General features: G+C 36.2%; 18 protein-coding genes. 17 read left to right on the plus strand and 1 reads right to left on the minus strand.

The annotated features are described in order from the left end of the window. Nucleotides 1–123: 123 nt before the first annotated feature. Entirely contained in the window at nucleotides 124–1,362 is a 1,239-nt protein-coding gene (locus V179_RS0100455) for an alpha-L-fucosidase (protein WP_028389772.1), read from the plus strand. 349 nt (nucleotides 1,363–1,711) lie between these two features. Here V179_RS0100455 and V179_RS0100460 read toward each other — a convergent pair whose 3' ends face one another. Continuing rightward, entirely contained in the window at nucleotides 1,712–2,617 is a 906-nt protein-coding gene (locus tag V179_RS0100460; RefSeq protein WP_028389773.1) for a helix-turn-helix transcriptional regulator, read from the minus strand. A gap of 241 nt (nucleotides 2,618–2,858) precedes the next feature. On the opposite strand from V179_RS0100460, the gene V179_RS0100465 reads away from it, so the two are divergent. From V179_RS0100465 to V179_RS0100540, 16 genes are all read left to right on the plus strand, one after another. Next, nucleotides 2,859–3,707, plus strand: coding sequence for a sugar phosphate isomerase/epimerase family protein (locus tag V179_RS0100465; protein WP_028389774.1), 849 nt, complete (start codon nucleotides 2,859–2,861; stop codon nucleotides 3,705–3,707). A 22-nt stretch (nucleotides 3,708–3,729) separates the two neighbouring features. Continuing rightward, a complete protein-coding gene (locus tag V179_RS0100470; protein WP_028389775.1) occupies nucleotides 3,730–4,761 on the plus strand; it encodes a Gfo/Idh/MocA family protein in 1,032 nt (343 codons plus the stop codon). Nucleotides 4,762–4,973: 212 nt separating this feature from the next. Next, nucleotides 4,974–5,954, plus strand: a complete 981-nt coding sequence (locus V179_RS0100475) for a Gfo/Idh/MocA family protein (RefSeq protein ID WP_028389776.1) — start codon at nucleotides 4,974–4,976, stop codon at nucleotides 5,952–5,954. 187 nt (nucleotides 5,955–6,141) lie between these two features. Continuing rightward, a complete protein-coding gene (locus V179_RS0100480) occupies nucleotides 6,142–7,149 on the plus strand; it encodes a Gfo/Idh/MocA family protein (RefSeq protein ID WP_268745164.1) in 1,008 nt (335 codons plus the stop codon). Then, nucleotides 7,146–8,129 carry a Gfo/Idh/MocA family protein gene (locus V179_RS0100485; RefSeq protein ID WP_028389778.1) on the plus strand — a complete coding sequence of 328 codons (984 nt, stop codon included), beginning with the start codon at nucleotides 7,146–7,148 and terminating at the stop codon, nucleotides 8,127–8,129. Before V179_RS0100480 ends, V179_RS0100485 begins: the two co-directional genes overlap by 4 nt. Nucleotides 8,130–8,201: 72 nt before the next feature. Next, entirely contained in the window at nucleotides 8,202–9,065 is an 864-nt protein-coding gene (locus V179_RS0100490; RefSeq protein WP_028389779.1) for a sugar phosphate isomerase/epimerase family protein, read from the plus strand. 334 nt (nucleotides 9,066–9,399) lie between these two features. Continuing rightward, nucleotides 9,400–9,852: a GNAT family N-acetyltransferase gene (locus V179_RS0100495; RefSeq protein WP_028389780.1), complete on the plus strand. Its 453-nt coding sequence runs from the start codon at nucleotides 9,400–9,402 to the stop codon at nucleotides 9,850–9,852. 356 nt (nucleotides 9,853–10,208) lie between these two features. Continuing rightward, nucleotides 10,209–11,798 (plus strand): response regulator, encoded by a 1,590-nt coding sequence (locus V179_RS0100500; RefSeq protein WP_028389781.1) that lies wholly within the window; start codon nucleotides 10,209–10,211, stop codon nucleotides 11,796–11,798. Between the two features lie 18 nt (nucleotides 11,799–11,816). Continuing rightward, on the plus strand, nucleotides 11,817–14,555 hold the full coding sequence (locus V179_RS0100505) for a sensor histidine kinase (RefSeq protein ID WP_028389782.1): 2,739 nt from the start codon (nucleotides 11,817–11,819) through the stop codon (nucleotides 14,553–14,555). Between the two features lie 342 nt (nucleotides 14,556–14,897). Beyond that, complete coding sequence (locus V179_RS0100510; protein WP_028389783.1) at nucleotides 14,898–15,851, plus strand: ABC transporter permease; 954 nt, start codon at nucleotides 14,898–14,900, stop codon at nucleotides 15,849–15,851. Between the two features lie 16 nt (nucleotides 15,852–15,867). Next, the gene (locus V179_RS0100515) at nucleotides 15,868–16,752 is read left to right on the plus strand and encodes a carbohydrate ABC transporter permease (RefSeq protein WP_028389784.1); all 885 of its coding nucleotides are present in this window, start codon (nucleotides 15,868–15,870) and stop codon (nucleotides 16,750–16,752) included. A 14-nt stretch (nucleotides 16,753–16,766) separates the two neighbouring features. Further along, nucleotides 16,767–18,458 carry a type 2 periplasmic-binding domain-containing protein gene (locus V179_RS0100520; protein ID WP_028389785.1) on the plus strand — a complete coding sequence of 564 codons (1,692 nt, stop codon included), beginning with the start codon at nucleotides 16,767–16,769 and terminating at the stop codon, nucleotides 18,456–18,458. 269 nt (nucleotides 18,459–18,727) lie between these two features. Continuing rightward, complete coding sequence (locus tag V179_RS26765; protein WP_051404775.1) at nucleotides 18,728–20,068, plus strand: sialidase family protein; 1,341 nt, start codon at nucleotides 18,728–18,730, stop codon at nucleotides 20,066–20,068. A 153-nt stretch (nucleotides 20,069–20,221) separates the two neighbouring features. Then, entirely contained in the window at nucleotides 20,222–21,235 is a 1,014-nt protein-coding gene (locus V179_RS0100530; RefSeq protein ID WP_028389786.1) for an SGNH/GDSL hydrolase family protein, read from the plus strand. A 47-nt stretch (nucleotides 21,236–21,282) separates the two neighbouring features. Beyond that, entirely contained in the window at nucleotides 21,283–21,960 is a 678-nt protein-coding gene (locus tag V179_RS0100535; protein WP_084552151.1) for a YesL family protein, read from the plus strand. Nucleotides 21,961–22,739: 779 nt separating this feature from the next. After that, nucleotides 22,740–24,032: an ABC transporter substrate-binding protein gene (locus V179_RS0100540; RefSeq protein WP_051404776.1), complete on the plus strand. Its 1,293-nt coding sequence runs from the start codon at nucleotides 22,740–22,742 to the stop codon at nucleotides 24,030–24,032. Nucleotides 24,033–24,138: the final 106 nt, after the last annotated feature.

Raw genomic sequence — 24,138 nt, forward strand, 5'->3', positions numbered from 1 at the left:
TTCTGAGTGCACTGTAAGAGAAATGATATAATGCTTGTTTTATATTTTGCTTGTTATTCCAACAAGATTTCAGTTCAAGGATGAAGTATGCAGACAATATGAAGCGTTAGGTGGGGTTACTAAATGGTTGAAGAAAAGATTGCCGTACCGACAAAGCAGCAAATTGCATGGCAAAACCTTGAAATGGGGATGTTTGTTCATTTCGGAATTAATACTTTTTGCGATCAAGAATGGGGAGAAGGGACGGATTCACCAGACGTATTTAATCCGACAGAACTGGATGCAAAACAATGGGTAAGGATTGCCAAAAAGACAGGATTGAAATACTTTATTCTCACTGCTAAGCATCATGATGGATTTTGCCTTTGGCCAACTGAAACGACGGACTATTCAGTGAAGTATAGTCCATGGGAAAATGGTCAGGGTGACATTGTTCGAGAGTGTGCAGAAGCGTGTCAGGAAGAAGGCATCCTTTTTGGAATCTATTTGTCACTTTGGGATCGTCATGAACCATGTTATTCGGACAAGAAAGCGTATGATGATTTTTATTGTACTCAATTAACTGAACTATTGACAGGGTATGGACCTATTGTTGAGGTCTGGTTCGATGGTGCTGGCTCTGAAGGGAGAGAGTACGATTGGGCGCGAATTACAGGAGTTGTGAAAAAATATCAACCAGATGCGATGATATTTAACATGGGGCAGCCGACTATTCGATGGGTAGGGAATGAAGATGGTGTGGCACCTTATCCATGTTGGAATTCAAAAGGAAAAGCGAGAACCAGTATGTTTACAAATGAAGAAGTAAATTGGCTACCTGGAACACCTGAATGGCTACCGGCTGAGTGTGATGTTCCTATCAGGAAAAATCATTGGTTTTGGCATCCTAACGACGAAGATAGTCTTCTCTCCATCGACGAAATACTTAATATCTACTATAATTCAGTTGGACATGGGACAAATTTATTATTAAATGCTGCGCCTGATACTAGAGGATTAATTCCTAAACTTGATGTAGATAGATTACTGGAATTCGGTAATGAAGTAAAAAATAGATTTTCAAATCCGCTTGCCATTTGTTCTGGAGAAGGAACTGAACTGATTTTGGAATTACCATCTGAAATGGATATAGATCATGTTATCTTAAAGGAAGATATCCAATTTGGTGAAAGAATAAGAAAGTATGAGGTCCAAGCTTGGCAAAGTGGCACTTGGCATAACGTGGCTAATGGAACAGCAATTGGGCATAAAAAAATTGATAAATTAGACTCGATTCGTACGAATGCTTTAAGGTTAATAGTAGTAGAATCAATAAAAACGCCTAAAATATTGGAGTTTGCCTGTTATAATACGGGGAGGTAGCCTTTAATAGGAGTAGAAGATAAATTACTTATGGTTCTTAATCTGAGCTGCCAGTTTCCATTACTTATACGACATCTAAGATCAAGCAATGCCCTTTGGCCCAAGTGAGCTGAAGGGCATTGCTTGTTTTTGATAATAATTAGAAGCTAGGTAAAGGGAAGGAAAAAATATTAATCTGGCACGCATCTCAAATCTCGCTCAAAAAGTGTAGATTCCCGCACGAACCCCCTTCTTCATACTGGCACGGAAATATCCAAATTTGGCACGCAAATTCGATTTCTGGCTCGTAATGGTTTTAACAAATAAAAAGCTAGATAAATATAAGGTTCTTTCATCACTTCACATGAATCTATAAAATCCGTGATAGATTGCGATATTTACTTGGCGATATGCCTTCATATTTTCGGAAGAGGCGACTAAAGTAATGAATGTCGGCATAACCGATTTCTCTCCCAACTTCTTCAATTGAAAGATTCGTTTCACGCAATAGTAATCTTGCTTTACGAAGCCGAATCATTTGAACATATTCACCAGGAGGCATGCCCGCAATTCTTTTAAAAATTTTACTCATATGGTCATCATTCATATTTAAGTGTTTAGCGAGTTTTTGATTGGTCCACATTTCGGCAGGTTTTTCTTCAATGAGTACCATTAATTCAAGGATTCGATCACCGTGCATTGGAAAATGAGCTGGATTATATTCGGTTTGTGTACGCAGCAAAAGACCAAGGATATTTAATAAAAGTGCTTTGCAAATTAAAGTATACCCGAGAGGGCGCATCGTAAATTCATGGACTAGCTGTTTCATCAATTGAACACAAGATAATGAGGGCGTGTATAACGGATTCATTGAAAGGGGAGCAAATGATTCAGCAATCGCTTCAACCCCGAACTTATCAAACTGTACAGCTGACTCATTCACCACTATATCCGCTTCTGTCTGAATATCTAAATCTCCAAAGAAGTCAAAATGAATTCCGATGAATTGAGCAAATGGAGATGAAACGACTTCATTTTGATGATAGATGCCAGCAGGGATGAATATCATTTGTCCAGCAGATAAACTATAGTGTTTGCCATCCAGTATCGTTGCTGCTTCGCCTTGTTGGACATATAGTAATTCGAAATCGTAAATCCGCCTTTTAGGTAATTTGCAAGGAGGCAGTTTTTGAGATTGTGCATAATGAATGTTTGGCGACCACTCACTGAATGCCGCTTGCTTTTTTTTAGGTGGAAAAAACTCGGGATTATGCAAAAAGGACTCTCCTTCCTCTAAATTCTTTCTGTGAAAAATTGTTATAATTGTTGTAGTTATTTAATTATTAGCATAATTAAACCCTAATAACAATCAAGTAGGTATTGTACAAAAAATAGGTGGTACAGCTATATCTTAATCTTGGAAAGTGCAACTAGAAATGTAAGCGTAATCAAACGCGGACCGAATCGGGATATTTCGTTTATGTATGGTAAGTACGATAAAAAGGGAGGCATTTCAAATGAAAAAAGGGATAAATATTTGGTCTTTTCCAGAACAGATGGCAATCGCGGAATGTATGCGCATTGCGAAAGATGCAGGCTTTGATGGAATCGAACTGGCTTTAACAGAAACAGGGGAATTAGGTCTGGAAATTCAAGATGGAAAAATAAAAGAAATTCGATCTATGGCGGATGAGCATGGTATTGAAATTAGCGGACTTGCGACTGGGTTATATTGGTCTTATTCGATGACAAGTGGAGATGTGGCAATTCGTCAAAAGGCGATCGATATTTGTAAAAGGCAGTTAGAGCTTGCAGCGGCTTTTGAAGTCGATACGATTTTAGTGATCCCAGGCGGTGTCGGCGTAGATTTCCAACCGAATTTCCCAACTGTCAATTATGAAAGAGCTTATGAGTATGCACTTAATGCCATGCAGGAATTGTCACAATCTGCTAAAGCAGCTGGTGTCAATATTGGGATTGAGAATGTTTGGAATAAGTTTTTATTGTCACCATTAGAAATGAGAAGTTTTATCGACACGATTGATTCGCCATTTGTTGGTTCGTATTTCGATGTGGGCAATGTTGTGTACTCAGGCTATCCAGAACATTGGATTCAAATTTTAGGAGAGCGCATCAAAAAGGTACATTTTAAAGATTATCGCCGTGAAGTAGGTGGACTTGCTGGTTTCGTAGATTTACTTGCGGGGGATGTGAATTATCCAGCAGTCGTTAAAGCGCTTCATGAGATTGGCTATAACAATTATGTGATTGCTGAAATGATTCCGAGTTATACACATCATTCTACACAAATTATCTATAATACTTCTAAATCGATGGATGCTATTTTAAAAGGTTCTGTGGAGTAAGTAAAGGAAAGGGGTAGATCGTATGTTAAAAGTAGGGATTATCGGTTTCGGATTTATGGGGCATATGCATTTTGAAAACTATCTCCGTTTGGCAAAAGAAGGAGTTCCTGTACAGTTAACCGCAATCTGTGATATTCGGATTGAAGAGTTGAAAAATGAACAAGTGGCCGGCAATATTTCAACAGATCAATCATCATATGATTTATCGTCATTTAACTTATATTCGGATATAGAAGAAATGCTCAAAAATGAACAGTTGGATATTGTCGATATTGCCTTGCCAACTTATTTACATGCAGATGTTTCATGTGATTTATTGGAACGCGGCTATCATGTATTTTGTGAAAAACCAATGGCATTAAACTCGATTGAGGCAACTCGCATGGTTGAAACAGCAAAGAAAGCAGGGAAAAAACTAATGATTGGTCATTGTCTCCGTTTTTGGCCAGCATATGAATATTTGAAAAGCTGTGTAGACGATGAACGTTATGGAAAAGTAACAGGGGGATATTTTTTTAGAGGCGGTGCGACTCCAAATGGCTGGTTTAGAGAAAAAGAAAAGAGCGGCGGCTGTTTAGTTGATATGCATATTCATGATACGGATATGATTCATTGGCTATTCGGTAAACCAGAAAAAGTATCTTCACTAGGAAGCAACGTTATACAGGGGAGCGGTTATGATATCGTTTCGACGAATTATATATATGGAGATAAAGTATTAAACGCTCAGTCGGATTGGACATTACAAGGAGATTTTGGATTTTCGATGACATATCGTGTCAATTTTGAACGTGGAAATATCATTTTTGAAAACGATCAAGTGAAAGTTAATCCAAATGATGCACCAGGATTTATCGCTGAGCTATCAGCAGATCGAGGGTATTATCGAGAACTTTCTTATTTTATTGATGCGATTATTAATAATACACAAATTACAGTGGCACCACCTGAAAGTACTTTAGGTTCTCTTGAAATCATTGAAGCTGAAATACGTTCGGCTGACCATCATGGTGAACTTGTTGAGGTATCTAAAAAGGCGACAACAGCGATCTAGCACTATCATTGACATAGCTTTCACGATTCGCGAGTAGTTTGGCATGTCGAGTTATCGGAAAAATGAATATTTTGTTAGTTTAAAAGTCATTAGATTGCGATTGCTTGGATTACTGTATATATGACCTATATAACATATCGATTTAAGCAATGATTGTTTTTATTTTACTAGAAAGATTAGAAAGACATAAACAATCTAGGGGAGTTGTGAATATGGCAAATGTAAATGTGGCATTTATCGGAGTTGGTGGGATTGCTGCGGAACACTTAAAACATATTAATCAAAATGAACATGCAAAGATCGTAGCGGTGTGTGATATTTCAGCAGATAGAGTGAAACAAGTGGGCGAGCAGTATGGTGCCAAAAGTTATACGGATGTAGATGAAATGCTCGGAAACGAAATAATCGATGCATTATTCGTTTGTGTGCCACCTTTTGCGCATGGTGAAATAGAAGAAAAAGCGGCGCAGCGTGGTATTCATTTACTTGTGGAAAAACCATTGGGACTTGAAATGGAAAAAGTCCTAGCAAAACAGAAGGCAATCGAGGCTGCGGGCATTATCTGTGGCTCAGGCTATTGCTTGCGCTATTTAGATACGGTAAAAAAAGCAAAAGACTATTTACAAGATAAGCAAATCGCGATGATACGCGGCCATTATATTACATCGTTTGTTCAAACACCTTGGTATCGGGAAATGGATAAGTCTGGTGGGCAATTAGTGGAACAATCAACCCATACGCTTGATTTAATTCGTTATTTAGCAGGAGATGTGGATACTGTATATGCGAATATGGCATTACAGGTGATGGAGGATATTCCTAGTATTGATATACCAGATGTTACTTCTGTAAACCTCAAATTAGCATCAGGTGCGATTGGCCATCTTGCTTCATCTTTCACACAAGCAGACCATTATTCAGGTATTGAAATTTTAGGCCGGGATTTTAGATTACTACTTGAAAATACGACGTTACACATCATTGAAAAAGAGCGTACGACTACCTTTAAATCGAAAGTAGATTTTTATAAAGAGCAAGATGATGCGTTTATTGAAGCAGTACGTCTTAATAGAAGGGACCTTCTGCTAGCTCCTTATGAAGAAGCAGTGAAGACTTTAGCCGCAACATTAGCAGCGAATACTTCAAGTGAGACAGGTCAAGCGATTCAGATGTCCCAATTTACCCCGCATTAACGGGCAGTAAGCCCCCCACCTCAAGGCTTAGAGGAATCGAAGAAGAGGAGGTGGGGGACAACTGCCCGTAAAAGCCCGATTGGTTCAACTAACAATCAGTGGGGGATGAAGAAAAACCCCCACTGATTGAAGTTTCACTTTATCTCAGCTTCTGCCGTTAGGTAATGTTAATAAAAGGAAAAGTGGGGTGGGGAAGATGACGAGGATTGCTGTTGTCGGTACAGGTACAATGGCAGCTTTACATGTAGAAGAATGGCTGCATGTAAAAGGATGCGAAGTAGTCGCTTTAGTTGGTCGAACGGAACAACATTTGAGCAATCTAGCAGCAAAATATCATGTGAAGGGCTTCTTTGATTTAGAAGAAGCTCTTAGACAAGTAGAGATTGATGTTGTGGACATTTGTGTTCCGACGCATCTTCATGAAGAAGTAGTTGGGATCGCTTGTATGGCGAAAAAAGCAATCATCTGTGAAAAACCATTAGCAATTAGCTCAGCTTTGGCAAAAAAAATGGTTGAACAATGTGCCGAATATCAAGTTCCACTTTATGTTGGGCATGTATTGCGATTTTCTCCTGAATATGTTGAAGCAAGAGAGCAAGTATTAAGTGGTGCAATTGGTAAACCAGGTATTATGAGGTTGTCGAGAAAGGGGCCATATCCTAAAGGGCGGGATGATTGGTATAAAGATGAGGCGAAAAGCGGTGGCGTCGTATTAGATTTAGCAATCCATGATATTGATTGGCTTCGTTGGACTTTTGGTGAAGTGGAGCGTGTAATGGCAAAACAAATCAAACGAGAGAATCTTGATTATGCCCTCATTACGTTACGTTTCCAATCAGGTGTTATTTGTCATCTAGACGTATCATGGGGGGCTAAAAGCTTCGTAAGTTCCTTCGAACTAGCAGGGAGCAACGGAATGATTACATACCAAAGCAATGATCATGTACCGATTGTGATAGAAATGTTCAACGAGGAAAGGGAAGACCAGGAAAGAGTTGCAGTCCCAAGCTATATCGTACGGGATACGCCGCTAAAAAGACAACTGCAACATTTTATGGACTGTATTGAAAATAATGAATCCCCTATTGTCACAGCTATGGATGCGGTTTCAGCTATTTATGTAGCAGAATGTATCATCGAATCGATGAAGTCGGGCAAGCCTGTGGAATTTTACAAAGGGGGTATCTTAAATTGAAGATTGGGATTATTAGTTTTGCCCATATGCATGCAGTGAGTTATGCCGAGCATTTATCTCATCATCCCGATGTAGAGCTAACGGCTATTTGGGATGAAGATATTGAGAGAGGGAGTAAAATGGCCGAGCGTTTTCATTGTAAGTATTATTCTAATCTGACTAGCTTTCTCGAAACAAATATTGATGCCGTTGTTATTTGTTCTGAAAACGTAAACCATAAGCAGCATGTTATCGAAGCGGCAAAGATGAAAAAACATATTTTATGTGAAAAACCGATTTCAACTGAAGTAAATGATGCTAAGGAAATGATTCGAGTTTGCGAAGAAGAAGGAGTCATATTGCAAGTAGCTTTTCCTGTCAGATTTGTTCCAGCGGTAGAAAAGGTAAGAGAAGTGGTTCAATCAGGTGCATTGGGAGAAATTGTTGCAATTCAGGCAACCAATCATGGTCAAATGCCTGGAGGTTGGTTTATAGAGAAAGAAAAATCTGGTGGAGGAGCTGCAGTTGATCATATTGTTCATGTGATGGATTTAATCCGTTGGATCAAAGAGGATGAAGTGAAACAAGTGTATGCAGAGCTGGATACAAGATTTTATGATATCGCTGTTGAAGATTGTGGGATTGTCACTTTGGAACTAGAGTCAGGTACGATCGTAACGATTGATCCTAGTTGGTCCAGACCGAGTACATTTCCGACATGGGGGGATGTAAAAATGGAGATAGTGGGGACTAACGGTACGATCTCGCTAGATGCTTTTAAACAGCATCTCGTCTTATTTAATGATCAGCAAAAGCGAGTGCAGCATATTGGTTGGGGCGATGATATGGATCTGGGGCTCATTAATGACTTCGTTGATTGTGTCAAACATAAGCGTGAGCCATCAATTACAGGAGAAGATGGACTTCGTACATTGGAAGTAGTGCAGGCCGCTTATGAATCAAACAAATTAAAACAAGCTGTTACTCTTACTAGAATATAAGTGTCCGTTTGCAGGTTACAATCTCGCGTGTTTTTATTCATGTACCGAAACTAAGTACTGGGGTGAACAGGCATGAAACTCGGTTTAAGCTCTTATAGTTTATTAGCGGCCTTACAGTCGAAAGAGATGGATATTTTGCAAGTGATTCAATGGATCAAAGACCATGGTGGCGAACATATTGAAATTGTACCACTGGGGTTTAGTTTGGATGATAACCCGCAATTGATTCAGTCAATTCGTCAACGTGCAGAAGATGTAGGAATTGAGATATCGAATTATGCGATTAGCGCTAATTTCATTGCAGCGACTAATGAAGAATATGAGCAGGAAATTGAACGGGTCAAAAAACAAGTTGATATCACTAATCTTCTTGGTGTGAAACTCATGCGTCATGATGTCGCATTCCGGCCGATTCATGAGGCTTCGATTGCTCAGTTTGAGGCAGATTTGCCTAAGATCGTACATGCGTGTAGACAAGTTGCCGATTATGCTGCAATGTTTGGAATAACAACAAGTATAGAAAACCATGGCTATTTTATTCAAGCAAGTGATCGCGTGCAAACCGTGATCAACCATGTAAATAGGGCAAATTTTAAAACGACTCTAGACATTGGCAATTTTATGTGCGTTGACGAGGATCCTGTTTCAGCTGTGAAAAAGAATATTTCAATAGCATCCATGATTCATATTAAAGATTTCTATCATAGACCATCCTATAAAAATCCTGGGGAAGGTTGGTTTCCGACTGCTTCAGGTAATTATTTACGAGGTGCAATCGTTGGTCATGGAGATGTTGATATGCGAGAAATTGTGAAGACTATTAAACAATCAGGCTATGATGGGTATATTTCGGTCGAATTTGAAGGGCTGGAAGAATGTAAACAAGGATCAAGAATAGGAATGGACAATTTACGCCGTCTTTGGGAAGAATTATAAACAGTCCAGAATAGTTTTTTATGTGAACATTGTGGATTTTAAAAGAGATAGCATTGAATTTATCTGTATAATCAGCTTGCAAAGCCATAATAAGCTATTGCGGGCTGTTTATGTTTCAGGGTTTCCATTATGTTATGGGGAGTGGGCTCAGTTTCATTTTCGGATAAAGATTGATAATTATATAGTTTGATCTTTTTCGCTTTAGCATGTGTTATGATTGGAAAAAAACTGTTATGTTACTCCGTTACAGGACGATTAAATGGAATAAGGTAAAATGAGCGAACTGGAGGTAGTAAAATAAAAGTAATTACAAGTTAATTAAGGGAGATTAATAATGAATATTAGGAAACTGAATATAGGTGAAAAATTTCCAATGGAATTGTTGTTATTGGCTGATCCTTCAAAAGATATTGTTGAAGAATATGTCAATAGAGGCGATTGTTTTATAGCTGAAAGTGAACAGCAAATTGTTGGAGTTTATGTATTACTTCCAACAAGACCTGAGACAGTAGAGTTGGTGAATGTTGCAGTTGTAAAAGAACAACATGGTAGAGGTATGGGGAAACAGTTAGTAATGGATGCAATACAGGTAGCCAAGATAAAAGGTTATAAAACGATGGAAATTGGTACTGGAAATTCAAGTATAGAACAATTAGCTCTTTATCAAAAATGTGGTTTTAGAATTATTGGTGTTGATATGGACTTTTTTATTAAGCATTATCCAGAAGAGATTTTTGAGAACGGTATACAGTGTAGAGATATGATTCGCTTATCTCAAGATTTATAAACTGAACAGAGTGACCTAATAATTAGAAATGGCGCTATCCTATAACAAAGGATCAGCGTTAATTTTATTTTAGGGCCAAATAATTGAACAAGAAAACTGTATATTCATGTATATAGATGAGATTGTGAAATAGAAACAAAAATAACAGCCAATAGGCCCCTCCTTTACCATAATTCGCTCTTTCTCAACAATTTTCCCCCTATACTTAACCGTTTTCTTATACAATAGGAAAAGTACCAATTGTCAGAAAGGGTAGGGCAGAAAGTCGTTATAGATCATCAATTATTAACATACTTCAGCTAATAAACTAATTTAGTGATACAAATAGGGGTTCTTCTAAAAGGAGTTGAATGTTTTTGTATAAAGCAATAGTAGTCGATGATGAAAAAAGCATAAGAGAGAGATTAACTCATTTTTTTCCATGGTCTGATGTTGGATTTGAAGTAGTTGGCTCAGCAGAAAATGGGTGTGAAGCACTTGAACTTATTAAACAGGAACTTCCCAATGTTGTATTGACTGACGTGCTTATGCCTGAAATGACAGGCTTAGAGCTTGCTAAAGAAATAAAATTATTATATCCCGAAATAAAAGTGATCATTCTTAGTGCTTATGATGACTTTAAATATGCACAAGATGCCATTCAGCATGGTGTGAAAGGCTATATGTTGAAACCGTTAACAAAAGGGGATTTTTACACTGTTTTTAACCAACTTGCGGGTGAATTAGATGAAGATACAGAATTGAGAAAAGAAAATGAAACAAATGAGAAATGGGATGCGCAAGAATTAATGCTTTTGGATTTAATAAAAGGTGAAAATTTACAAAAGTATTCTGAAGAATGGCATGAACAGAACCAAAATTTTAGGGTAGCAATTTTTTCATTTGAAAAAGTATTTAAAGAGACATCTACTTTCTCAATTAGACAGAAAATTAAAGAATTGGCGGTTGATTTTTGGGAGCGATATCGTGTTCCGGTATTATTTTACGGCAATAGTTTAATTTTAATAATTACCGACCAAAAGCTGATGACAAGAAATGTTCTAAAACCGAAAATTTTAATGTTTGCAGACTCATTGCAACATAATCTAGGTGAAATTTTTAAAGGGGAATCAAATATTGTTGTCGGTGTTGGCAATGAAGCTCAATCGCTTCAAGAGATTAGCCGCTCTTATCATGAAGCGGTTCATGCTAGTAGTTATAAATATTTTAGTGAATATGAGACGGTCATCTTTCTTGAAGATTTAGCTCTTAACGAAGGATTCAACAATGACAAGGTAATCCAGTCTAATATACTAGACTATGTGAACGATTTTGAGGGGAAATTGATGGATTCTGTCCTTAAGGGAGAGATGGCGGAAATTTCAATGGATGTCCAATATTTCTTTGGAGCATTAGAACGATCAAAGGGACAGAATATTTCAGAAGTCCGTGCTTCCTGTTCCGAGTTTGTCATAATGCTAATCTTCAAGTTTAAAGAGAAGGGATTCACACTCCCATCTATCGATAATCAGCAAGTACTTGGAAAAATCTATGAAATTGATTCTTTAAAGGAATTAAAGAGATGGCTTCAACAAATTTTAGGAAATATTTCTTTCGATTTAACGCAAAATGATGATCAGAATGTTAATCGCTATGTGCTAATTGCGAAAGAATATGTGAAATCAAATTATCAGGAGAAGATTACACTAATAGAAATGTCGAATATCCTCTTCCTTCATCAAGCATACTTTAGTGGGATTTTTAAAAAAGAGACAGGTCAAAATTTTATCGATTATGTAAATGAGGTAAGAATTGAGAGAGCGGTGCAGCTACTAAGAGAGACGGATCATAAAGTGAAACTAATCTCTGATATGGTTGGATTTCATAGTCATTCATATTTTATTAAAGTATTTAAAAATGAAAAGGGTGTCACGCCAGTTACGTTCAGAAGACAGCAAAAAAGGTAACTCTGTTGGAGGTCAAGCATGAGGAAAAAAATAGGGATAGTGGGAAAGTACCCTTTTCAAAACTTTTTACTAATGTTTTCATTGATTGCAGTGTCGATTTTCCTTTTGCTAATAAGTTCTATTTATTATGTGAAAATAAAGGATTTTATTGAAGAAAAAAAAGAAGAGACTACTCAATTAAGAATCGACCAAATATCTAACGAAATTCAAATTAAGTTTAATAATATATACGAGACAATGAACAATTTAAAGGCAAATGAAATTGTGATTCGATATATCGACGAATTGACTAATTCCGACCTCAGTCCTTCCGAAAAATATTATCAGTTGAAAAGTCTTGAAGAATATTTGTATTCCATTAGAAAGAGCAACGAACTTGTTGATAATATTCTGATCATTACACCTGAATCTCAATTTAGCTCAGACAGCAAATATGTAGATTACAAGTTTAATGGAATGAAATTAATAAATGAAGTAGAAAGTAATTATCATTTTGTATCGATCGGTGAGACAGACAAAATGATTGTGCATCCTTCATCAAGTGATGAGAACTGGAAAGAGGGAACTTACTCGAATAACTTGAATAATCAAATGTATTTTGGAGCTAATATTGTCTCGGCAGACGGTCAACATAAAGGGGTCATATTACTTTTTATTAATATGAGTAGTTTAGATGACCATATTTTTTATGCAGATCAAATTGCTTTATTTGACAGAAAAGGAGAGCAGCTTTTCAAAGGAAGTCAAGTAGATGGAAATATACCTAACGAGATAGATCGATTGGAACATCGTAAAAAAGGATTGCCATTAAAGCGAGATGATGTGGAACTTCATTATACCAGCATCCCTTTTTATAAATTCCAACTCATTTATGCGGAACAATTAGGCTATTATTCAAAACAAATTCAAACAACATTGATAGTGATTGCTCTTATTTTTATTTTTACAGTATTAATTGCTTTTATATTTTCAAGAATAGTGGGTAGAAAAGTACTTCAACCTTTGTATCAATTGTTATCATCATTAAAAGAATATGAGGAAAGCAGAAATTATCGCAGTCTTTTTCAAAATCATCATAATAGGCGTATTACAATGAGTTTACGTGAACGTTTCTTTTTTTATTTTTTAATGACCATTTTGCTGCCTCTTGTTATATTTATGGTGATCTTTTATTGGCAAACATCTAAAATCGTTACGGAGGATTTACAGGAAAGTTATCACACGGTACATGAAAAGATGGCACGGATTATGAGTAACGAGATTAAACAGCGAGAACTCATTATGGCGCGGATCGCACTTAATAATACGCTCCAGTATAAAATACAGAAGAAGAAAAAGGATGAAATAGGACAGGAACTATTAGATAAAAAGAAATATTCTGAATTAATGAAACAGAATATTTGGATTTATAATCAAAATGGTGAATTTTTGTATACGAACAACTATAGTCATCCGAAACGATTAAATGATGAATTTTATCAAACTTTATTAAATTCTGACCGAAAAATAAGCTATACATTGGAAAGAAACCATTTTAATAATGTGACAATTATAATAGGGATGCCAATATTTTCACCTGACAATTATTCAAAAGCGATAGGTTATATTACGGCTGATATTGATAGTAATCAACTAGCAAACTTTTATTCAAACTGGCGAAAATCAGGGCTGGAATTGCAGTTAGTAGATCAAAATAATAAAATTATCTCTCATCAAAATCCAATCAAAATTGGTGGGGGTTTAAAACAGAAGGAAGATTTATCGGAAAATGACCATATTTATAGTACAAGAATAACAGAACAAGGTTGGAAATTTATTTCGAAATATAATTATACTGATATTCAAAAGCAGGTCAATCAACTGTTTATTAGTAATCTTTATTTGTTATTCATGATAATTCTATTGTTACTCGTTTTTTCCTACTGGATTTCTAAACGAATATTGAGACCGTTTAGCCAGTTGAACAAGTTATTCAATACGTTCGATTTAAAAGGGTCGCATCATGTAATTGCTGAACAATTTTCTGGAATTGATGAGGTAGATACACTAACTAGAAACTTCAATACTATGATTCAGAGGATGGAAGGGTTATTGCATGAATCGCTAGAGGCGAATAAAGAACGAATTCAACTGAAATATGAGAAGCGAGAGATTCAAATTAATGCTCTACAGTCACAGATTAACCCTCATTTTCTCTACAATACTTTGGATAATTTGATTTATCTCGTTGAGGCGAATGAAACGGATAAATCGGTAGATATGATCATTTCATTAAGTAGATTGTTCCGCTATATTACGAATAAAGAACAGGTAATGATTGCTATTCGAGATGAGCTAGCCTATACAAAGTCGTATATTAAAATTATGTCATACCGTTTTGATAATTTTGAGTGTATTTGGGATATTGATGAAGAAATATTGGAGTATAAGACCGTTAAGTTAATTATACAACCGGTTATTGAAAACTCGATACACCATGGTGCTAGAAAAACAAAGAATATGGTAACGATTCATATTTCCTGCAAACGCATAGGTGATACTGTGTGTATTGTCGTAAAAGATAATGCTCTTGGTATCAAGGAAGAGGAACTTTCTATAGTAAAAAAACAACTCATCTCAGAGGTGTTGAATAAATCAGGTATTTACAATGTTAATGGAAGGATCAAGCTTCATTTCGGTAGTACATATGGCCTTGATATAGAAAGTAAGTTCGGAGAAGGTACACAAGTTTCAATCGTTATTCCAATTGTTAAATAAGTTTTACGTAAAAGGTGTCCCAAAAGTCATGGAGTCAGCTCTCCCCACAATACTATCTTAGTTTAATTTGTGTATTAAATTATCTGGATATAGTAATGTGAGTGCGAGCTAGAACTTCAAATGGGACACTTTTTTGAATAATAAATAATATTTTTTAAATAGAAGTAGGAGATTTCATCTGGCAGCTTATTTTTTTAGGTAAAACGAAATATTCTTTACACTATTTTTACTAATGCTTAAAATAGTGATATTTTTTCTAAATATAGTAGAACTATTTTAAGTGGTTTTATATTATTCTGAAAACAGTAAACGCTTTCAAAAAAAGAGGGAGGAGGAAATATAATGCAAACAGCAATTGAGAGGGCGGTTGAAGCAAAGCCCAAGCGCAAAGAAAATATTAATTGGATTCGAATGAAGAAGATGAAGATGCTTTATTTTATGATGGCGATTCCAATGGTCATGTTATTTATCTTTCATTACATTCCAATGTATGGAATTTTGATCGCATTTAAAAACTTTTCTCCTGGATTAGGTATTTGGGAGAGTCCATGGAATAACTTTGAACATTTTAAAAGATTATTTTCTGATTTCTTATTTATTAGGGCGTTGCAAAATACAATCGTTATTAGTTTGTTAAAGTTATTAATTGTGTTTCCAGCACCGATTATTTTTGCGATTTTATTAAATGAAATTAAAAGCGAAAAATTTAAAAAGGTGAGTCAATCAATTTCGTACTTACCACATTTTATGTCATGGGTTATTTTATCAGCGATGGTAATCGAAGTATTTTCTCCACAACGAGGCATTATCAACTATATTATTACATTCTTCGGTGGCGATGCTATTAACTTTATGTCTGATAAAGCTTCTTTTATCCCGATTTTAATCCTTACTGATATGTGGAAAGAGCTTGGGTGGGGAGCGATTATTTACTTAGCGACGATTACATCAATTGATCCTCAGCTATATGAAGCAGCAGAAATCGATGGAGCAGGAAGATTCCGTAAAATGATTCATGTTACACTTCCATCGATTATGCCAATGGTTATCATTATGTTTATTCTTCGACTAGGGGCTGTTTTAAATGCTGGTTTTGATCAAATCCTTAACTTGTACAACCCGCTAGTATATGAGGTTGCCGACATTATCGATACGTATGTGTATCGAAGTGGATTAGAGCAATTCCAATTTGATTATGCAACAGCTGTAGGCTTATTTAAAAACGTTGTAGGTATAGCGTTAATCCTTACTGCGAATGCGATTATTCGAAGAAAGAGCGAACACGGAATTTGGTAGGAAGGAGGATATAAAGATGGCGGTAAAAAAACGTAAAATATCTTTATTTGATATTCTAAATGTAACTGGGTTTACCTTATTTTCACTTATTGTACTATACCCTTTTTGGCAGACAGTTGTTTTATCCTTCTCAGATGCCGAAGCAGCATCTAGTCTCGGAGTCAATTTATGGCCGGACAGGTGGATACCAGACGCATATGCATTTGTATTTTCATACCAAAATATTATGATCGCGTATTTAAATACAATTATTAGGACCGTTTTAGGAACGGTATTAATTGTTTCATTTACAGTATTAGCTGCGTATCCGCTTTCAAAAAAAGATTTACCATACCGAAACTTTTTTACAATCTTTTTCTTGATTGCAATGTTCTTTTCAGGTGGGATGATTCCTGATTATTTGCTTATTAAAAATCTTGGTTTAATTGACAGCCGCTTCGCATTAATTTTGCCTTCGGCAGTTAATGTATTCTTTATCATCATCATGCGAAACTATTTTATGACGATTGATAAAGGGCTTGAAGAATCAGCGATTGTTGATGGTGCCAATTATTTTCAAATCTTAATAAAAATCATTATTCCAATATCGAAACCTGTTATCGCAACTGTAGCATTATGGGCAGCGGTATATCATTGGAATGAGTGGTTCCATGCTTTAATTTATATCCAAGACGATGCATTAGATGTTTTACAAACCGTCGTAAGGGATATGCTCGTTGCGATGGATCTTACACAAGCGGGCAGCCAAATGGGTGGAGGTGGCATGTCTAATGCTGATCTGATGTTGAGTAATGTGAGAGCTGCTACTGTAATCATCTCTATCGGTCCAATCGTTTTAATCTATCCATTTGTACAGAAATACTTTGTTAAAGGCATTATGATTGGTTCATTAAAAGGATAATGGGGGAATATACAATGAAGAAATATGCAAAGGTTCTTTCAACTGCAGCTTTAGCAAGTGCTTTATTTTTAACAGCTTGCTCCAATAATGAAGCAACTTCAGGGAAAAAGGTTGATATTGCTAGTTTGCCGGATGCTGGGGATTATTCAGATAACCTTGAATTAAACTTATCTGGATCAGTGACAAAAGGAAAAGCGGAAGATGGTAACTATGTGCAAAAGAGATTAGAAGAGCAATTTAACGTTAAAATTATCAACACAAAAGTAGATACTTGGAATAAAGACCAAGTGAACTTAATGGTTGCTTCTGGTGATTTACCTGATACATTTGCTTTTAATGGAGAACCAAAGACAGCGAAAGAGTTGTTTGATGCAGGTCTAATTCGAACAATCCCGAAAGAAATGCTTGAAAAGTATGCACCACGTTATATGAAAATGTTAGAGGAAAATCCACCTGGACTTGATATGAACAAATCAGCAGGCTCCGATAATGAATATTTGAGTTTAATAGGTTTATATTCACATGTTGATGGATTAACTTGGACACCAACATTCCGTCTAGACTGGTTAGAAAAACTAGGGATTGACCCACCAGGGGAAATTAAACAAGTTGGCCCAAGCGGTGCACGTGAGAAAATTTACTATACGGATAAAGCTTATACACTTGAAGAAGTAGAAGAAATTTTTAAAGCGTTTACATTTGATGATCCAGATGGAAACGGCAAAAATGATACGTATGCGATTTCTCCATATAATGATCAAATGCACTGGGCAGTTTCATTAATGGGGGCATTTGGATTAGCTCCGGATTATAACTTTATCGAAGATGATCAATTAGTCGTTACAGAGATTTCTAAGAAATATAAAGAGTATTTGAAGTTATTAGCTAAATGGTATGATATGGGCTTAATTGACCCTGAATTTACAACACTTGATATTAAAAAGAGCTGGGAAAAATACAAACAAGGTAAAATCGGTTACTATACTGCACAATCTTCATATCTTGCAAATGATGACTGGACTAAAGGACGAGCTCCACAAAACCTTGTGGAAAATCCAAATTCTACTGCAAAAATTTTAGCTACTGCTCCGGAAATTGGTAAAGATGGAAAGCAGGGTGTTGCCTCATTTATACCAGTTGGTAATTTAGCAGATGCATTCTATGTTTCTAAAGATGTAACAGATGAGGAATTAGCAAGAATTCTCCAAATCTTTGATTATATCAACTTAGATAATGATGCAAGATGGACGCTTTATGGCGAAGTTGGCGTACATTCAGATTGGGAAGGAGAGCCTGAAAAATCTGCCTTAATAGTTCGCCCTGAATATGCAGCTGAAGAAGGAAATTCTGGCTTCTGGGCTTATAACTTCCGTACGTATGATAAAGAAAGAGTACAGTGGTTTACATCAGAATATACGATGAATCTGAGAAAAGAATTCTTTGCTCGTGATGATGTAAAAGAAAATATGTTAATTCGTCCATATAAATGGGATGTTTTAAATAAAACAAAAATGAAAGAAATGCAGTTGCGCTACAAAGGAAACCTAAAAACAATCGTCGATGAATTTAGAATGAAAGCGATTGTAGGGGAGATTGACATCGATAAAGAATGGGATAAATATGTTGAAAACTGGTTGAATAATGGCGGAAAAGATGTTCTTGCTGAGATGGATAAAGCAGACAAAGTATCAGATTTAATGAAGTAATAAGGAAATAAGCAGTTTTCTATGGAAGGGTCTACCTGTACACGCTTTATAGTAGATGACTAGGTACGACCCTTTCATAATAAGCAGTCTTCTTGGGATTTGTCATTTTGTTAAAGATAACCTGATATGGTTGATAAAGATATGTCCATTATCAGGAAAATAGCGTAGAAAAGGGTATTAAGCATTCTTTTTTTATTACATATTCCAGCTTGAATGTAGAACATAATGAAATTAGAGTATCTATTATTAAAATAAAAGGAGCTATTCACATGTCTAATATCCATTCAGAAGCGATCTTTTATCCAGGTTTTGCAGATTCTAAATCATATCGAATACCATCTATGATTACAACATCGAAAGGAACTGTCATTGCAGGAATTGATGCAAGGCTTGTTGATCAAAGAGACAACCCTAATAAAATTGACGTGACGATTCGCCGTAGTGTGGATAACGGAGAAACATGGGGATCTGCGCAAAAATTAGTTGCCTATCCAGGGGAAGGGTTAGATGGAGCAGCGGCAATTGATACATCACTTTTAGAAGATGAAGAAACTGGCACGATATTTATGATTTTCTGCCATAGTCCAGGCGGAGTTGGTCTTTGGAATAGTGAATCAGGAATTGGCTTTGATTCAGATGGGCGTCGGAAATTGTATGATCAAAACGGTCATATTTATTTCCTTGCAAAAGATGGGCAAGTCTATGATTCAGACAACAATTTAACAGACTATACAGTAGACGATCAAGGAAATGTTAATAAAGAGAATCAGCTACATGGAAATATCTATTTGAAAAAAGGAATCGATGCAAATGAAAGTTTACTAGAAGCGAGGACTTGCTTTTTACAAATCATTCAGAGTGATGATGATGGCCTTACTTGGTCGAAACCAAGAGAGTTGAATGTCATGGTGAAAGAAGAATGGATGAGGTTTATTGGCTCAGGTCCAGGGCGTGGGATTCAATTAAAGCAAGGGAAACATGCAGGCAGATTAGTTTTTCCGATTTACTTCTCTAATGAAGCAGGTCACCTGTCCTGTGCTTGTATGTATAGTGATGATCATGGATTAACATGGAAACGCGGGGAATCACCAAATGATGGTAGAGAGTTGGACGGTGAAATTCTTTCCGCAAAAACAATCTCAGAAGCTAAACAATATTTGACAGAATCGCAAGTAATTGAATTGCCTACGGGTGAATTGAAATATTATTTACGTAATCATTATGAAATTAAAAGGACTGCCGTAACAACTAGTAAAGATGGTGGGGAAACATGGGGAGAAGTAACCTTTAACATGGCTTTGGTTGATCCAATTTGTCAGTCAAGTGTAATGCTTTATCCTGATCTAGGAGATGGAAAAGTAAGGGTATTATTCTCAAATCCAAATGATGAGGAGACAAGGATCAAAGGAACCGTTCGCTTAAGTGAAGATGGTGGGAAAACATGGCCGTACAGTAAAGTAATTGAAGAAGGATTTTATGGATATTCTTGCTTAACTGTCCTTCAAAATGGGGAGATTGGAGTCCTATACGAACGAGTTCACGATTATAACGATTGGAATAAAATGGATATACAATTTAGTAAATTTTCTTTAGAATGGCTGAAGTCATAATTTTTTATCTATATGAACGAAGAATTAAGTTCACCATGTAAAGGTTTCTGGAGAAGTTTAGATATTTTCCGAAAAACAGAACTAATAATCAGTAGGGGATAAAGTACCTCCTACTGATTGAAGTTCTACTTAAAAAAGTATGGAGTGATAACCGTGCAACAGCTTCCGTTAATTGAAAAGATGATTCATGGTGCTGTATCCATTGAAAAAACAGAAACATATGTGAAACCGTGGCGGTTACCGTATAGTCAAACTGAATTATTTTTACCGAATGGTATTGGTGGTCAGGCTGAATTGCCAGCCGGTGTAAGAATTGTATTGCGCAGTAATACAAGGCAGATAAGAATTGGACTACTAGCTGTATCTGAAATGATGCAAATGGATTGTTTAGTCAATGGTATCTTGAACAAAGCTTTGCTTATTCATTCAGGAGAAACCTATGCCAATTTTAATGATCTTTCAGATGGATCAAAGCTAATTGAAATTTATTTATCGCAAAAAACAGCTGTCTCGATTACAGACATTTGGATCGATGAAGGTGCAGAGTGGGAACTTGTAGAAGATTCACGATTGCATTGGATTACGTACGGCAGTTCTATAACGCATTGTTATTACTCTGAAAGTCCATCAAAAACTTGGCCAGCATTAGTTTCTAATAAACTAGATTTTAATTTAACTTGTCTTGGCTATAGCGGAAATTGCTTTTTAGAACCGATGGTAGCTCGAATGATTCGTGATATGCCGGCAGATTTCATTTCTATTTGTGCAGGAATTAATATAATAAGAGGTAATGCACTCTCAGATCGAACGTTTCAAGCTGCCTTACTAGGTTTTATTCAAATTATTCGAGATAAACAAAAAGATGTGCCGATTGCTATTATTTCGCCAATCTTTAATCGAGAATTTGAAAAAGTAGAAAATAAAGTCGGTTTATCGATAGAGAAGACAAGGAAGGAAATACTTCAAGTGATTGAAATCTTGAAGAATGCTGGCGATCAACATTTATATTATTTTGATGGGCTGGAATTGTTTGGTGAAGATTTTGAGATGTATATGCCTGACGGACTTCATCCTAATGCTGAAGGCGACAAAATAATGGCTGCTCGCTTTCAACAAATGGTCGAAGCAAATGTGCCGGTCCAGGGCAAAGAAAAAATGAAAAAGTAATCATTAAAATATTCATATAATGATAGGTACCAAGAAAAGAGGGTGGGATGATGTTCTTAACAGGTGGCTATATGGGTAAATTAAATACGGTCATGGAATGGATTGCTAGGTTCTTTATTGTTCAATTAATATGGATCCTTTTTTGTATTATAGGGTTATTTGTAGGAGGAATTTTCCCTGCCACTTTTACGATGTTTGCGATTTGCAGGAAATGGATTAATAAGCAAACGGAATTTCCTCTATTTCGTACGTTTTGGAAATTGTACCGTGCTTCTTTTTTTAAGGCAAATATATTGGGATGGGTTATGGTTGCGACAGGCTTTAGTCTTTTTTATTATTTTCAATTATTTAGAGGAGCAAATGATACAATCCAACTGGTATTATTTTTTGTCGTTTCAGCAATGTCTATCGTATATTTGATGACAATCATGTTTGTTATTCCGGTATTTGTCCACTTTGATATTAAACTAGCTAATGTCATGAAGTATGCCGTCATTACTGCCATTTCCAATCCAATTCAAGTCATCAGTATGGCTGCTGTCATCGCTATCTTCAGTATGATCATGATCCAGTTTCCAGGACTCTTTCCATTCTTTAGTTTCAGCTTGTTGGCCTATTCCCTTATGTGGCTCGCTAACACTGCATTTGTCAGCATGGAAAGAAGGGTTTCTAAATTAAATGGGACAACTCGTGTAGCTGAAATTGCCTCAAATGAATCAAGATAATTGCAGTCTAGGATGCGAAAAATTAAAAATATAGTAAATGACTGAACGATAAAAGCTGAACACATTACTAAATGGTTTAGCTTTTTACTTTTTTGCAAGTTTTAAATAACACACTTTTGATTAGTTCTTCTATTCGAACTGTAAGTGAATGTTAGGGCAGAGTAATGGGGCGAAGAGTTCTAGATATCATCAAGGGAAACAAGTAAGTGAATTTTTCCGTGACCACCGATCCGAGGAACAGGATGCGCAGCTTATTGGCTTCAGTTCCTATTACCTAGAATAATTTAGTATAGAACTAATTTTCCTTGATTTAAAAGAATGATATCAAAGCGGTAGAAATAATGTTTGAAGAGGGGCTGTGTTGTGAAATGGATTATTCATTTAATATTTTGTGCAAAACAAAAGTTGGCCGCGGTGAATAATATGTTTAAACTTTGAATATATGACACAACTTCTGGGTTTTGGCTAACTCTAAATGATGATATCGATTAGTAATTGGGGGATTGTTCAAAAATAAATATTCCTCCTTCCAACTGGGAAAAGTGCAAAAAAACAAGCCACTTTGCTATTTTACGTCATTGATTGGAAAAAATATCTTAAAAACAAAAGTGAAAACGCTTTTATTTCCAGATAATAAAGTGTAGAATGGTGGAGAATAAAATGCAATGTGAATAGATAGATTGATAGGGGAGTCGTTTAAGAGAAACGAATCTACATATTTATTCATTTGTGCAAACGATTTCACAAAATGCTTCTTGTGAGAAATAATAAAAAAGGGGATGGGTTCATTGAAATTGAAAAAAGTATCAGGTATTGCCTCAGCAGTATTAGCATCATCGTTATTCTTAGCAGGATGCTCTTCATCCGATAAAGCCTCTGGGGATCAGATTACATTAGACGTTTTCCAATTTAAAGTAGAATTCAAGAATCAATTTGAAGAATTGGCGAAAGCTTACGAAGAAGAGAACCCTGATGTGAAGATAAAAATATCTACAGTTGGGGGCGGAAATGATTATAAGCAATCTTTAATTACGAAGTTTACATCTAAAGAAGAGCCGGCCATCTTCAATGTCGGTGGACCTACAGATGTTGAACAGTTTGGTGATCGTTTGACAGATTTAAGTGACACAAAGGCAGCAAAAGCGGCTTTGGATGGCACACTTGATGGCGTTACTATAGACGGTAAAGTACTTGGCTTACCATTTAACCAAGAGGGGTACGGATTTATTTATAACAAACGTATTTTTAAAGAAGCTGGCATTAACGCTGAAGAGCTTACCTCTTATGAAGCGTTGAAAGAAGCGGTTGAAAAATTGGATGCTAAAAAGAAAGATTTGAAAATCAAAGCAGTATTTGCATTCCCTGTTAAGGAAAAGTGGGTAACAGGTAACCATCTTTCCAATGTTTTCTTAGCTTCTGAATTTGATGGAAACGTAATGACTGCCTATGAATCTCCAACTGTTGCCTTTACAAAAGGAGATCAGTTGAAACAAATGATTGATCTACAAAATGAGTTTTCTGTACAACCGACAACAAGCCTTGATTATTCCCAACAAGTGGAGGAACTTTTCTCCCTTGAGCAAGTTGCCATCATACAGCAAGGTAACTGGGTGTATAACACCGTCAATGATATGGATCCAGAGCTAGCAGAAAAGAATATTGGGATCATTCCAATTCCAGTAGATGGTGAAGCAAAAATGCCGGTTGGCGTACCGAATTATTGGGCGGTTAACAATAAGGTAGATGATGAGGTAGCTAAAGAAGCCAAGAAATTCCTTGATTGGATGTACACTTCTGATACTGGTAAAGAAGCAGTGTTAAAAGACTTTAAATTTATTCCTGCTTATGAAGGATATGATTCTTCGAAAATCGCAGACCCGTTATCAAAAGAAATCTATGAGTATTCTGCAGAAGGAAAGACAATTGGCTGGACATTTCAAGGTTCACCGGTTGGTTGGAATGAGGACCAATTCGGAGCAAGCGTACAAGCTTATGTATTGGGAGAAATGACGTGGGACGAATTGATTCAAAAGAATATCAAAGCTTGGGAAGATATTCGAAGTGGTAACTGATTAAGCAGTTTGCTAGTAAATCATTCAGTGGTGGAGTGGGCATCTGACTTGTTATATACGGATGAGCTGCTCCATCATAAAAAAATCTAATATTATATGTTTTTTA

It is taken from the genome of Bacillus cihuensis (assembly GCF_000504145.1).
GTDB lineage: Bacteria > Bacillota > Bacilli > Bacillales > DSM-1321 > Peribacillus > Peribacillus huizhouensis.